Source organism: Pectobacterium sp. S5 (assembly GCF_051707265.1).
Lineage (GTDB): Bacteria > Pseudomonadota > Gammaproteobacteria > Enterobacterales > Enterobacteriaceae > Pectobacterium > Pectobacterium polare.
Genome location: NZ_JAULSZ010000001.1, coordinates 1,328,916 through 1,342,228, shown reverse-complemented (window position 1 = coordinate 1,342,228; position 13,313 = coordinate 1,328,916). Strand labels below are relative to the sequence as shown.

The window sequence follows — 13,313 nt, the reverse complement described above, 5'->3', positions numbered from 1 at the left end:
GTCGTTCGATGGGGGATATATCGGGTTAACGTTGCCGTTAGCGCTGTACGATCTGGGAGACTTGATCGCGGTTGATTTGTTTCTGATTACCTTGCTCATCGGTATAGCTAAGCAGCCCGGTATCTTTATCCAGCACGGGTTTTCCCTGCGTCAGGAGCATTTGCCCCTCTTTTGTCGCCATCACGTAGTCACTGGAACAGCCCGCCAGAGTGAATAATAACGCCAGTGTGATTGCCATTTTCATCCGTACTTTCATCATATTAACCTGTTCATAAATGCCAAAGCTTAGGGTGAGTCTAGCAAATGGTTGCGGAGGATAACGTAGGAATAATGGAAAAAATGTGTTTGGAGAGAATTAATGTTGTGTAATCAGGCGGCTGGTCGCCGCCTGATTAGGATGCCTTTATCGTGAGCGCTCGCTATGCGGCAATCAGTGCATCGTTTTTTCTTTTTTACTGCGCAGCAGGTTCAATGCTTCGACGGACATCGAGAAGAACATGGCGAAGTAAATGTAGCCTTTCGGTACGTGAACGTCGAAGCTTTCCAGAATCAGGGTGAACCCGATCAGGATCAGGAACGACAAGGCCAGCATTTTGACGGACGGATGGCGTTCTACAAACTCGCCGATAGGGCGCGCAGAGAACATCATCACGAGAACGGAGATGATGACCGCTGCCATCATAATAAACAGATGGTCAGACAGGCCGATGGCGGTGATAACCGAGTCCAGGCTGAAGATAATATCCAACAACATGATCTGCACAATCGCGCCAAAGAAAGAGTACACCTTGGAAGTCTGTTCTGCTGAACCGCCTTCGACGGTTTCGTGAATTTCCATACTCGACTTCCAGATCAGGAAGAGTCCCCCGAAGAGCAGGATCAGGTCACGAGTGGAAATTTCATTGCCTGCGACGGTAAACAGTGGGTCGGTCAGACGCATAACCCAGGCAATAGAAGCGAGCAGTCCCAAACGCATTAACATCGCCCCCATCAGCCCGATGCGGCGAGCTTTGTTTTGCTGGGCTTTAGGCAGTTTGGCGACAACCAGAGACAGGAAAATAATGTTATCGATCCCAAGAACGATTTCCAGAATAGTCAGCGTTCCCAGCGCTAACCATGCGTTCGGATCAACAATCCAATCAAACATTATTTCAATACACCTTAAACGAAACGTAAACGATATTATACTCTGCCAGCTTAGTGCGTAGGCAAGCGAAAGTGTGATGTCGTAGAGATATACTCGTCATACTTCAAGTTTCATGTGCGTTGGCTGCGTAATCGAGTGCGGCGTATAAGGCTCGTGTACGATGAAGCGGGGCGCTGATGAAGCATCGCGCTAATAGAACATCGCGCTAATGAAATTCAGCTGCTGAGCTGCATAAAGTGGCGGGCCAGTAGCGGCGCGGTAAAGGTTTTTTTCAGGTAGAACCCGCGTGGCAAGGTCAGAATCGGTTGACCAAATTCGCCAATTGCCTCGGTTAATGCTCGGCTATTTGCCGCTTTGGGGCGCAACTGTAGCACTTCGCCATGTCGGGCCGTGATGCTTTCTACCCGACCAAGCACGATCAGGTCCATCAACTCTTCCCAATCGCAGCGCAGCTGTTCCTCTTCTTCTTCATTGGGGCTCCAGATTAGCGGGGTGCCAATACGGCGTTCCCCCAGCGGAATGTGCCGCGAGCCTTCCACCGGAATCCACAGTACCCGCGCGAGCTTGTGTCGTACGTGGCTGCTTTCCCACGTCACGCCGCTGTTGCCTGTTAACGGTGCGACGCAGACGAACGTGGTTTCCAGTGGTTTGCCTTGTTCATCAATGGGGATAGTTTTTAGCTCAACGCCGATGTCGGGGAAATCCTGCTCTGGCTTGCTGCCTGCGCTTGCGCCCAGAAAACGCTCCAGCAAGATACCAATCCAGCCTTTATCACGTTTCAGGTTGGCAGGAAGGGGCAGGCGTGCGATGTCCGCTAATTCCGCGAGATTATAACCCGCGAGGGATTGCGCGCGTTCCAGCAACGTGTGCTCACTTGGCGGCGCAGTCGTGTGAACCGTGGGTGAATTCATAGCGTATAGCCCGATATTTTTCCGCTCAAAAAAAACACAATAGATAGAGAATACCAGTGCACAGCCTGCAAGACTGTGGAGAAAAACAATAATAGCATGATTCGTAGTGCTTTTTTTTAGTGTGATGGCGATCACTTAACACCGTTTTGCAAACTGTGCACGTATAGCCACCGACAATAAACAGGATCTTACACTAGGTTATCCACAGATTTCTTGGATAACCCACATAAACATGAATTACTGGTTCGATTTACAGCCTTGACTCCCGACCTTTTTGCTGTTTTTGCCTATTTATTGCCTGACTTTGTGGTATTCCCTGTGGATAAAATCGGCATAGTGCGATCTTTCGCCAATCTTGCGTTGTATGCCATTTGAACAAAAAATAAGGGGTCGTCATTTCAAGTAAAATGGTTTGTAATTTTATGAATAAAAAGCACTATTTTTTAATTCGCATTAATATTTTTTCTTCATTAAAAATGAGTTTTACTCACTTCTTCATGGGTTCTGCACAAAGATGTCCACAGAAAAAGTGAATAAATTGCCGATTCCGGTCTTCACATGTTTATAACTTTGATCTTATCTGTGGGTTATCTTACTTTTATTCGTATCACATGCTTTCTAAGCAGTGGTTTACCACCTGACGGGAGTGTGAAACAATCAGGTCATCTTTGCATTGATGTTTATCGAGGTAGTCCGGTGATCGATGATGATGGCTACCGCCCAAACGTTGGTATTGTAATTTGTAATCGGCAGGGGCAGGTGATGTGGGCCCGGCGCTATGGTCAGCACTCCTGGCAGTTTCCGCAGGGGGGGATTAACCCCGGTGAAAGTGCTGAGCAGGCGATGTACCGCGAACTGTTTGAAGAAGTCGGGTTAAGAAAAAAGGATGTGCGCGTATTGGCATCTACCCGTAACTGGTTACGCTATAAATTACCAAAGCGTTTGGTGCGTTGGGATACAAAACCGGTCTGTATCGGCCAAAAGCAGAAATGGTTTTTGCTACAGTTGATGTGTAATGAGTCGGATATCAATATGCAGAGCAGCGGCACGCCGGAATTTGATGGCTGGCGCTGGGTGAGTTACTGGTATCCGGTACGTCAGGTCGTCTCTTTTAAGCGAGATGTGTATCGTCGCGTGATGAAGGAATTTATCAATCCGGTGATACTGCTTCAGGAGAGTGTTGCGGCTCGGGTGGTTACGCCATCCGGTCCTCGGCGAAAAAGAGGGTAATTCAGGCACATTATGCTCACGCGCTTGCGAGAAATTGTCGAAAACGTTGCGGCAACGGCCCGCCTTAGTGATGCGCTGGACATTCTGGTCAATGAGACCTGTCAGGCTATGGACACGGAAGTCTGTTCCATTTATCTGGCCGACCACGATCGTCAATGTTATTACCTGATGGCAACGCGCGGGTTGAAAAAGCCGCGCGGGCGCACGGTTACGCTGGCGTTTGGGCAAGGTATTGTCGGGTTGGTCGGGCAACGTGCTGAGCCCATCAATCTGGCTGATGCTCGCGCGCATCCCAGCTTTAAATATATCCCCGCTGTGAAAGAGCAACATTTCCGCTCTTTTCTTGGCGTTCCCATTATCTACCGTCGCCACCTGCTGGGCGTACTGGTGGTGCAGCAGCGTGAACATCGTCAGTTTGATAAAAACGAAGAATCGTTCATGGTGACGCTGGCCACGCAGATGGCCGCTATTCTTTCCCTTTCACAGATAAAAACGCTCTTCGGTCAATACCGCCAGACACGCGTTAAAGCGCTAGTGGCTGCACCCGGTGTGGCGATTGCCCCTGGCTGGCAGGATTGTACCCAGCCTTCTCTGGAACAGGTTTTCCCCGCATCGAGTCTGGATAGCGAGCGTGAGCGCTCCCGTTTAACGCAGGCGTTGGAAGAGGCCACGGCGGAATTCCGCCGCTTCAGCAAGCGGTTTAGCGCCAGCGCGCAGAAAGAGAGCGCGGCGATTTTCGATTTGTATTCGCACTTGCTGAATGATGCGCGACTCAAGCGTGAACTCTTTCAGGAAGTGGATGCGGGCAATGCTGCGGAGTGGGCCGTGAAACTGGTGATCGAGCGCTTTGCCGCGCAGTTCACCAATTTGCAAGATACCTACTTACGCGAACGGGCGGGCGATCTGCGCGCGTTGGGGCAACGGCTGCTGTTCCACCTCGACGATAATGCGCAAATCATGGGGCAATGGCCTGAGCGCTTTATCCTCGTGGCGGATGAATTAACGGCCACGCTGTTGGCAGAGCTGCCGCCGGAGCGGCTAGCGGGCGTTGTTGTGTATGACGGGGCCGCGAATTCGCATGCGGCGATTCTCGTCCGTGCGATGGGGATTCCGACGCTAGTGGGCGCGGACATTCAGCCCGATCTGCTGCATCAGCGTCTGCTAATCATCGACGGTTATCGTGGCGAGCTGCTGGTCGATCCCGAACCCGTGCTGGTACAGGAATACCAGCGCCTGCTGACGGAAGAAAATGAGCTGACCCGCCTAGCCGAAGGCGAAATGGAACAGCCTGCCGTACTGAAAAGCGGCGAACGCATTCAGGTCATGCTGAATGCGGGGCTCAGCGCTGAACACGAAAAACGCTTTATCAATCAGGTTGATGGTGTAGGTCTGTATCGCACAGAAATTCCGTTTATGCTGCAAAGCGGATTTCCGTCCGAAGATGAGCAGATGGCGCAATATCAAAGCATGTTGGCGCTTTATCCTACGCGCCCCGTGATGCTACGTACGCTGGATATTGGCGCGGACAAGCCGCTGCCTTATCTGCCTATTAGCGAAGAGAACCCGTGTCTCGGCTGGCGTGGCATTCGTATTACGCTCGATCAGCCTGAAATCTTTCTGATTCAGGTGCGCGCGATGCTGCGTGCTAACGCACATATTGGCAATCTTAATATCCTGCTGCCGATGATCAGCAGTCTGGATGAAATCAGTGAAGCACGTCGCCTGATCGATCAGGCCGCGGGCGAAGTAGAAGAATTACTGGGCTTCCCACAGCCCAAGCCGCGCATTGGAATCATGATTGAAGTCCCGTCGATGCTGTTCCTGCTCCCTCATCTGGCTTCCCGCATCGATTTTGTTTCGGTTGGCACGAACGATCTGACGCAGTATCTGCTGGCGGTAGATCGTAACAACGCCCACGTGGCATCGCTTTATGACAGTCTGCATCCTTCCATGTTACAAGCGCTGAATATGATTGCCGTCGAGTGCGAGCGGTATAACATTCCGCTTTCCGTGTGCGGTGAAATGGCGGGAGAAGCACTTGGTGCGCTATTGCTGACGGGGTTGGGCTATCGCTCGTTCAGTATGAACGGGCGCAGCGTTGCGCGAATTAAATATTTGTTGCGCCAAATTACGCTGGCTGAATCGCAGGCGCTGGTGAAGCAATTGCTCAGTGCGCAGAGCGCGACTGAAGTCCGACAGTGGGCGGCGATTTTCATGGAAGATCGCGGATTGGGCGGCTTGATTCGCGGCGGACGCTAATCTGTCGCGGCGGTGCGGTCCTTCGTTATGAATATACTCTAAATAATTCAAGTTTCAGGAAGGCGGCAAGTGAAGGACAAATTCGTCGGGAACGAATTTGACCAGCCAACGGCTGGCCTCCGGTGAGAGACAGGATGTCTCTCATTTCATCCCGATGAGCTTACTTAAGTAAGTGATTCGGGTGAGTGAGCGCAGCCAACGCACATGCAACTTGAAGTATGACGAGTATTAATGTTTTACAGAACTTTTCCCCGATGCGATCAACGAGCGTTGGCGCGTATGCTATGATTCGCCACCGCGGTTCGCAGGAACGGATTCATTCTCCTGCCTTTTGCCTATCAATGACGATCCCGAAAACAGGGATAACACAATAAAATATGTGGTGAATGATGACGACAAGCTATCTGGCGTTTCCTCAGTTTGATCCCGTGATTTTCTCAATTGGCCCGTTGGCGCTGCACTGGTATGGGCTGATGTATCTGGTGGGTTTTATATTTGCCATGTGGCTGGCGGTGCGTCGGGCGAATAAACCGAGTAGTGGCTGGACAAAAGATGAAGTCGAAAACCTGCTGTATATGGGGTTCCTTGGGGTCTTCGTCGGTGGGCGTCTGGGTTACGTCCTGTTTTATGCCTTCCCATCATTTCTTGAAAATCCGCTCTATCTTTTCAAAGTCTGGGATGGCGGCATGTCGTTCCACGGCGGCTTAATGGGCGTCATCTGCGTCATGCTGTGGTTCGCGCATCGCACCAAACGCCATTTCTTCCAGGTTGCTGATTTTATTGCCCCTCTGATTCCTTTCGGGCTTGGTGCTGGCCGACTGGGCAACTTCATCAATGGCGAACTCTGGGGACGCGTGACGACGGATACGCCGTGGGCCATGCTGTTTCCTGGCTCGCGTGGCGAAGATATGGCGCTGGCTGTCAGCAACCCGCAGTGGCAGGCGATTTTTAATCAATTAGGTATGTTGCCACGTCATCCTTCCCAGCTGTATCAAATGATGCTGGAAGGTGTGGCGCTGTTTATCATTCTGAATCTCTTTATTCGTAAATCTCGGCCGATGGGCAGCGTTTCAGGGCTTTTCCTGATCGGTTATGGCATGTTCCGAATCATTACTGAATTCTTCCGCCAGCCGGATGCGCAGCTGGGGCTGTTCGGTGGCCTGTTCAGCATGGGGCAAATCCTGTCGTTGCCGATGGTGATCGCCGGTATTCTGATGATGGTCTGGGCCTATCGCCGTCAGCCTGCACAGCAATAATCCGCCGTCCTTCTTTAATATTCGTGGTGAGGTAGTATGAAACAGTATCTGGATCTGATGAAAAAAGTGCTTGAAGAGGGCACGCCGAAAGCCGACCGTACCGGCACGGGCACGCGTTCTATTTTCGGTCATCAGATGCGTTTCAACTTGCAGGACGGGTTTCCGCTGGTTACCACCAAAAAATGCCACCTGCGTTCGATTATCCATGAACTGCTCTGGTTCCTGAACGGCGATACCAATGTTGCTTATCTGCATGAAAATAAAGTCAGCATTTGGGACGAATGGGCAGATGAAAACGGTGATTTGGGGCCGGTTTACGGTAAACAGTGGCGTTCGTGGGGTGCCGCAGATGGCCGTCAGATCGACCAGTTGAAGAATGTTCTGACCCAGTTGAGACAGGATCCAGATTCGCGCCGTATTATCGTGTCTGCCTGGAACGTGGGTGAGCTGGATAAAATGGCGCTGGCACCGTGCCACGCGTTTTTCCAGTTCTACGTGGCGGATGGCAAGCTCTCTTGCCAGCTTTATCAGCGCTCGTGCGATATCTTCCTCGGTCTGCCGTTCAACATCGCCAGCTATGCGCTGCTGGTGCATATGGTGGCGCAGCAGTGCGATCTGGATGTCGGTGATTTCGTCTGGACTGGCGGCGACACGCATCTGTACAACAACCATCTGGAACAGACGAATTTACAGTTGAGCCGTGAACCACGCGCGCTGCCTAAACTGGTGATTAAGCGCCGTCCGGATACGTTGTTCGACTACCGTTTCGAGGACTTTGAAATCGAGGGATACGATCCACATCCCGCCATCAAAGCACCGGTTGCGATCTAAAGCCTCCCCCATGTTTTCGAGGGCCGCGTAATGCGGCCCTTTTTGTTTCTCTCATTCCCCTACCTCCCCGCACACTTTTTCTGTTGTTACATCGTTGCAGTAAAACATTGCGAGCCGCCGCGTATAGCGCTGTTAATACGCTGTTTTTGCAGAGAAGACTCACTATCCTGACGCCATGAAAACAGGGAATCGACAACGGCGAGGGTTTACCTTGCTTGAATTATTGGTAGTGCTGACGATTGTGGCGCTGATGGCGGGTGGCGGTTTGCATGGCTGGATTCAGTATCAACAGGCAATTCGTCTGGAACAGAGTGCGCAGCAACTGCTGGACTTTTTGAGTCGGGTTCAGGCGAATGCCTACTGGCATAACGAAACCCGCATGGCGAAGCTGATACCACAGGGAGAACTCTGGTGCATGGTGACGGGGCAGAATGAAAAACAGTCAGAGGAGACGTGCCGTGAGAACCAGCCGGGGCAGTTCGTTCGCCGCACGCAGGATGTTGTGCTGGCAAAGTTCACAAGCAACGTTTTTACGTTCTTTGGCTTGCGCAACGCGGCACAGGCTGGACACATATCACTGTCGAATTCTGCGGGTCAATTGCGCCTCATCATCTCGGTGAGAGGACGCATGCGTCTGTGCAGCGAGGCGCATGCTGTTCTGGCGATTCCCCTATGCTGAAACCGATAGCGTTGAGACAGACCGTGTTGAGGCAACCAAGGCTGAGGTGCAAGCAGAGTGGATTCACTCTGCCGGAAATCCTGTTAGCACTGAGCTTAGGTAGCCTGATTATGCTGTCGGCGGCACAGTTGTACCCTCTATTGCGCAGTCAAAGTCAGGACAGCGCACAGCTTTTCCGGCTGGAGCAATTGTTCAGTCAGGTGGCTATGGGGGTTGAGAAAGATATCCGTCGGGCTGGTTTTTGTGCAGGAACCTGTCAGGGAAAGGCAATCAGCATAGGGAGTTATCCGGGAGAGGCGGAAAACAGCTGTCTGAATGTTTCTTACGATCTGAACCGGAATGGGATTTGGGATGGCGGAGAACAGCAGGATGCCGAGTCTTTTGGCTATCGCCTGCGCGGTCGGTCGTTTGAAATTCAGAGTGGGGCGCATAACTGTCAGGGCGACAGGTGGGAGAAACTGTTTGATCCGCAAGAGGTGGTGCTCACGGTGTTCCGGTTACAGCGTCTGTCTGCACAAAATGATGCGGCGCTGTATGAATTACAGCTCGCGGGTTATTGGGCCAAGCGGCCTGCCGTTCGGCAGCATACCACTCGCCTTATTCTTGGTCGTAACCAATGAGGAAAGGACATCAGGAGGGAAGTGGAACGCTGGCTATGGTGCTGCTCATCGCCATTATCGGCCTGCTGTTGATGTCTGGTTTGCAGCGCCAGCTTGATGCTGCCATTCAGATGGGAAACGATGAACGGCATTATCTGCGTGCATTCAATCAGGCATTGTCCTCACTGAACTGGGGAAGAGGGCAGCGTTGGACAACATTAACGGAAAGCTGGCAGTGTCAGCAGTTATCGGCAGAACAGCTCGTAGTGTGCTTGCGTGCGGCCTCGGATGGGGAGCAAGGATTACTGCGTGGCGAAGGGACTCTTCCTTCTTCGGCGCGACCGTTGACGTTGTACCAACGGGTGTCCTTTTCGGCACAGTCGTCGAGCCAGATTGCGATTCAACCATTGGGTAACGGCTGGCTAGATTTTTGTCCTGATAAGGAGGTGACACGCTGTGATGCAACAGAATAGCGCGCTGAACAAGGGGATTGCGAGCCATCAATCTGGCTTTAGCCTGCTGGAGACACTGGTGGCGGCGCTGCTGTTTGCCGTGTCGCTGATGGGGTTACTGCAATATCACCAGATCTTGCAGCAATCATTTCAACACCAGTTGCAGCAGCGTCAGGCCTGGCGGTTTGCGATGCAGCAGTTGGAGGCCTATGAAGCGGGCGTACGGTATAATCCGTCTGATAGTGATAATACCGCGTCTCTTGTGAGTAAAAACTGGCAGTTTAGTGTGTCAGAGCAGCGACTGAATGGAGAATGCCGTCAGGTAACGGCAAGAGTCATGACGCCACGTCGCTATCAGGCTACACTAAACCGTTGGTTTTGCCTGTCATCGCCTGTTGGATAGGCATACTTGGGTAAACTATGAATTATAAATCGTAAGCCGCGGCGAGCAGGAGCCAGAATGTTTAGAATCTATCACTCCAATCAGTTAGACATCTTGAAAAGACTGATGGTTGAGCTGATAAAACGTCAGCCGCTTGCGGATCCTTTCCAGCAGGAAGTGATTTTAGTTCAAAGCCCAGGGATGGCGCAGTGGCTGCAAATTGAACTGGCTGGACACTTCGGCATTGCTGCCAATATTCAATTCCCGCTGCCCGGTGTTTTTTTGTGGAATATGTGTCGCCATGTGCTGCCGGATATTCCAAAAGAAAGCGCCTTCAGCAAGGATGCGATGACGTGGAAGCTCATGCATTTGCTGCCCGATTTGTTGGCACAGCCGGATTTTGCGGCCCTTAACCACTATTTGCAGGATGATGATAACCAGCGCAAGCTGCATCAGCTTGCCGGACGCGTAGCGGATCTTTTCGATCAATACCTGATTTATCGCCCGGAGTGGATCAAGGCATGGCAAGAAGGAAAGCAGGTTGACGATCTCGGCGGAAACCAGCTGTGGCAATCGGCACTGTGGCGTGCGTTGGTGGGTTACACTCGCGAACTGGCGCAGCCCGAATGGCACCATGCGATTTTGTATCAACGCTTTATTACCGCGCTAGAACAGGCAAAAACGTGCCCGAAAGGCCTGCCGCCGCGCGTTTTTATCTGCGGCATTTCGGCGTTACCCCCCATCTATTTACAGGCGTTGAACGCGCTGGCGCGTCATATTGACGTGCACCTGCTATTTACCAATCCTTGTCGCCATTACTGGAGTGACATCCAGGATTATAAATTTCTGGCGAAGCTTAAAGCCCGCAATCGCCGCTTACATCGCTTTGACGGCGAGCAGCCTGATGAAACTCGTCCGCTCTTTCGCAATCCCTCACAGGCAGAAACGTTGTTTAACGACGACGGTAAACAGTCGATTAATAATCCGCTGCTGGCATCGTGGGGAAAGCTGGGACGCGATAACCTTTATCTGCTGGCTGAGTTGGATAACGTGCAGGAGATCGACGCTTTTGTTGAGTCGGATGGCGAAAATCTGCTGCAAACCTTGCAGCGCGATATTCTTGAGCTGGAAGACCACGCGGTGGTGGCCGTCAGTCACGACACGCAGAACACCAGCATGCAAAAACGCCTGCTGACACTCGACGATCGTTCGATCGATTTTCACGCTTGCCACAGCCCGCAGCGTGAGGTTGAAGTGCTTCACGATCGGCTGCTGGCCATGATGGCCGACGATCCTGAACTGATGCCGCGTGATGTCATTGTGATGATGGCGGATATCGACAGCTATACGCCGTTTATTCAGGCGGTGTTTGGCAACGCGCCGGATAACCGCTACCTGCCTTTTGCCATCTCCGATCAGCGTGCGCGACATGCGCATCCCGCCTTACAGGCGGTAATCAGCCTGCTGGATTTACCGACGAGCCGTTTTACGGCGGAACAGGTTCTGGCGTTGCTTGAAGTGCCCGCGCTGGCTGCGCGTTTCGGTATTCAGGAAGAAGGGTTACGGCGTCTGCGCCTGTGGGTAGTGGAGTCGGGTGTGCGCTGGGGATTGGATGACGACAATGTACGCGATCTGATGCTGCCACCAACGGGGCAGCATACGTGGCGTTTCGGCCTGACGAGAATGCTGCTGGGCTATGCAATGGACAGTCAGGTCGGCGACTGGCAAGGCGTGCTGCCTTATGATGAATCCAGCGGCCTGATTGCCGAACTGGCCGGTCAACTGGCTGAACTGCTGATGCAGATCCACCATTGGCGTCAGCGCCTGTCTCAGCCGCGCGTGCTTGTCGACTGGCTACCGCTGTGTCGAGAGCTGATCGAAACTTTCTTTGATGCTGACAGCGAGACCGAAGCTGCGCTGGCGTTAGTTGAAAAACAGTGGCAGCACGTGATTGGTATGGGCACGATGGCGCATTATCCGCAACAGGTGCCGATCTCCCGGTTACGTGATGAACTGTCGCGGCGTCTCGATCAGGAGCGGCTCAGCCAGCGTTTTCTGGCTGGCTCGATCAACTTTTGTACGCTGATGCCGATGCGTTCCATCCCGTTCAAGGTCGTGTGTTTGCTGGGCATGAATGACGGCGTCTATCCTCGAACACTGCCACCGCTCGGATTCGATCTGATGGGGCGGAAAATCAAGCGTGGTGACCGTAGCCGACGTGATGATGACCGCTATCTGTTTCTTGAGGCACTTCTGTCGGCGCAGCACAAACTCTATATCAGCTATATCGGGCGCTCGATTCAGGATAATACGCGTCGCTATCCTTCTGTATTGGTCAGCGAGCTGACTGAATATATCGCACAAAGTTACGTCCTGCCGGGCGATGAGGCGCTGGATATCGATAGCAGCGCGGAGCGAGTGGTGAAGCACCTTTGCCGCGAACATAGCCGTATGCCTTTTGATGCGAATAACTTCCTGTCTGCACCGCAGCCGTTGAGCTTTGCGGCCGAGTGGTTGGCGGCGGCGAACCAAAAAGGGGAAGCTCAGCCTGATTTCGATCGTGAAGCGCTGTCCGAAAGAGCGAGCGATAGGGATGTCAGTCTGGACGATTTGAAGCGTTTTTATCGTCATCCTGTGCGAGCCTTTTTTCAACTGCGGCTTGGCGTGAGTTTTATGCTGCACAGCGATGAGCTGTTGGATGAAGAGCCCTTTGTGGTTGATAGCCTTAACCGCTATCAATTGAATAGCGAGTTGCTTAATACCTTGATTAATGAAGGCGATACGGAAAAACTGTACCGCCGTGCCAGAGCCGCGGGCGAACTGCCCTATGGCGCGTTCGGCGAAATTTACTGGCAGGAACAGCAGCAGGAGATGGCGCAGTTGGCTGCGCGTGTGCGTGATGAATTAACGCCGTCGCTGTCGGCGAGTCGGGAAGTGGATATCCTCCTTGACGGCGTGCGTATCAGCGGCTGGCTGAATCAGGTGCAGCCGGATGGTTTGCTGCGTTGGCGTCCCGGCACGCTTTCCATGAAGGATGGTATTACGCTGTGGTTGGAGCATCTGGCCTACTGTGCAACGGGCGGGCAGGGTGAAAGTCGATTGTATGGGCGGGAAGATACGGCATGGCGCTTTGCTGCCTTGTCGGAAGCGCAGGCCAGAGAACATCTGTCTGTCATGCTGGATGGCTATCGTCAGGGAATGAACAAGCCGCTGTTATTGCTCAATAAAGCGGGGAGCGCCTGGCTGGCTGAATGTTATGATCGTGAAAGCGACAGCCTGCGGTCAGATGAGGAGGCGCAGAACAAAGCGCGCGCTCGTTTACTGCAAGCATGGCAGGGCAACATGGGAATGCGGGGAGAAGGTGAAGATTATTACCTGCAACGCATTATCCGTGAGTTGGATGAAAAGCGAATGAATGAGGTGATTGAAGCGGCGCAAATCTGGCTACTGCCACCGTTCCGCTCTAATCTGGCGTAATGAGTTTGTTTTGGGTAATGCCCGAGTTGATTTCGAGGTGCGAGAAGATAACGCACTGCAACGTGAAAAGTGATGGATATGAGGTTGGAG

The 13,313-nt window shown here is 52.5% G+C and carries 12 protein-coding genes; 9 read left to right on the top strand and 3 right to left on the bottom strand.

Annotated features, from left to right (window positions below; translation table 11 throughout):
• Nucleotides 1-37 precede the first annotated feature (37 nt).
• From QWJ20_RS05985 to mutH, 3 genes are all read right to left on the bottom strand, one after another.
• Entirely contained in the window at nt 38-256 is a 219-nt protein-coding gene (locus QWJ20_RS05985) for a YgdI/YgdR family lipoprotein (protein WP_174872011.1), read from the bottom strand.
• A gap of 174 nt (nt 257-430) precedes the next feature.
• Nucleotides 431-1,147, bottom strand: a complete 717-nt coding sequence (locus QWJ20_RS05980; protein ID WP_174868756.1) for a TerC family protein — start codon at nt 1,145-1,147, stop codon at nt 431-433.
• A gap of 215 nt (nt 1,148-1,362) precedes the next feature.
• Complete coding sequence (gene mutH, locus QWJ20_RS05975; RefSeq protein ID WP_010282867.1) at nt 1,363-2,058, bottom strand: DNA mismatch repair endonuclease MutH; 696 nt, start codon at nt 2,056-2,058, stop codon at nt 1,363-1,365.
• Nucleotides 2,059-2,754: 696 nt separating this feature from the next.
• On the opposite strand from mutH, the gene rppH reads away from it, so the two are divergent.
• From rppH to recC, 9 genes are all read left to right on the top strand, one after another.
• Nucleotides 2,755-3,288 carry an RNA pyrophosphohydrolase gene (rppH, locus tag QWJ20_RS05970; protein WP_010282870.1) on the top strand — a complete coding sequence of 178 codons (534 nt, stop codon included), beginning with the start codon at nt 2,755-2,757 and terminating at the stop codon, nt 3,286-3,288.
• Between the two features lie 12 nt (nt 3,289-3,300).
• Nucleotides 3,301-5,547, top strand: coding sequence for a phosphoenolpyruvate--protein phosphotransferase (gene ptsP / locus QWJ20_RS05965; protein WP_433992070.1), 2,247 nt, complete (start codon nt 3,301-3,303; stop codon nt 5,545-5,547).
• A 389-nt stretch (nt 5,548-5,936) separates the two neighbouring features.
• On the top strand, nt 5,937-6,803 hold the full coding sequence (lgt, locus tag QWJ20_RS05960) for a prolipoprotein diacylglyceryl transferase (protein ID WP_433992390.1): 867 nt from the start codon (nt 5,937-5,939) through the stop codon (nt 6,801-6,803).
• A 36-nt stretch (nt 6,804-6,839) separates the two neighbouring features.
• On the top strand, nt 6,840-7,634 hold the full coding sequence (thyA, locus tag QWJ20_RS05955) for a thymidylate synthase (RefSeq protein ID WP_095701828.1): 795 nt from the start codon (nt 6,840-6,842) through the stop codon (nt 7,632-7,634).
• A 175-nt stretch (nt 7,635-7,809) separates the two neighbouring features.
• On the top strand, nt 7,810-8,313 hold the full coding sequence (locus QWJ20_RS05950; protein WP_433992069.1) for a prepilin peptidase-dependent protein: 504 nt from the start codon (nt 7,810-7,812) through the stop codon (nt 8,311-8,313).
• The gene (locus QWJ20_RS05945) at nt 8,307-8,933 is read left to right on the top strand and encodes a prepilin peptidase-dependent protein (RefSeq protein WP_433992068.1); all 627 of its coding nucleotides are present in this window, start codon (nt 8,307-8,309) and stop codon (nt 8,931-8,933) included. Before QWJ20_RS05950 ends, QWJ20_RS05945 begins: the two co-directional genes overlap by 7 nt.
• Nucleotides 8,930-9,385 (top strand): YgdB family protein, encoded by a 456-nt coding sequence (locus QWJ20_RS05940; protein ID WP_254592644.1) that lies wholly within the window; start codon nt 8,930-8,932, stop codon nt 9,383-9,385. Before QWJ20_RS05945 ends, QWJ20_RS05940 begins: the two co-directional genes overlap by 4 nt.
• The gene (locus QWJ20_RS05935) at nt 9,372-9,767 is read left to right on the top strand and encodes a prepilin-type N-terminal cleavage/methylation domain-containing protein (protein WP_433992389.1); all 396 of its coding nucleotides are present in this window, start codon (nt 9,372-9,374) and stop codon (nt 9,765-9,767) included. Before QWJ20_RS05940 ends, QWJ20_RS05935 begins: the two co-directional genes overlap by 14 nt.
• 57 nt (nt 9,768-9,824) lie before the next feature.
• Entirely contained in the window at nt 9,825-13,223 is a 3,399-nt protein-coding gene (gene recC / locus QWJ20_RS05930; protein ID WP_433992067.1) for an exodeoxyribonuclease V subunit gamma, read from the top strand.
• Nucleotides 13,224-13,313 lie beyond the last annotated feature (90 nt).

Bases quoted from the DNA above. Each gene is read 5' to 3' on its own strand.
- QWJ20_RS05940 (WP_254592644.1), top strand. From the start codon at position 8,930: ATGAGGAAAGGACATCAGGAGGGAAGTGGAACGCTGGCTATGGTGCTG.
- QWJ20_RS05980 (WP_174868756.1), bottom strand. From the start codon at position 1,147: ATGTTTGATTGGATTGTTGATCCGAACGCATGGTTAGCGCTGGGAACG.
- mutH (WP_010282867.1), bottom strand. From the start codon at position 2,058: ATGAATTCACCCACGGTTCACACGACTGCGCCGCCAAGTGAGCACACG.
- QWJ20_RS05985 (WP_174872011.1), bottom strand. From the start codon at position 256: ATGAAAGTACGGATGAAAATGGCAATCACACTGGCGTTATTATTCACT.
- QWJ20_RS05935 (WP_433992389.1), top strand. From the start codon at position 9,372: ATGCAACAGAATAGCGCGCTGAACAAGGGGATTGCGAGCCATCAATCT.
- QWJ20_RS05950 (WP_433992069.1), top strand. From the start codon at position 7,810: ATGAAAACAGGGAATCGACAACGGCGAGGGTTTACCTTGCTTGAATTA.
- QWJ20_RS05945 (WP_433992068.1), top strand. From the start codon at position 8,307: ATGCTGAAACCGATAGCGTTGAGACAGACCGTGTTGAGGCAACCAAGG.
- thyA (WP_095701828.1), top strand. From the start codon at position 6,840: ATGAAACAGTATCTGGATCTGATGAAAAAAGTGCTTGAAGAGGGCACG.
- ptsP (WP_433992070.1), top strand. From the start codon at position 3,301: ATGCTCACGCGCTTGCGAGAAATTGTCGAAAACGTTGCGGCAACGGCC.
- recC (WP_433992067.1), top strand. From the start codon at position 9,825: ATGTTTAGAATCTATCACTCCAATCAGTTAGACATCTTGAAAAGACTG.
- lgt (WP_433992390.1), top strand. From the start codon at position 5,937: ATGACGACAAGCTATCTGGCGTTTCCTCAGTTTGATCCCGTGATTTTC.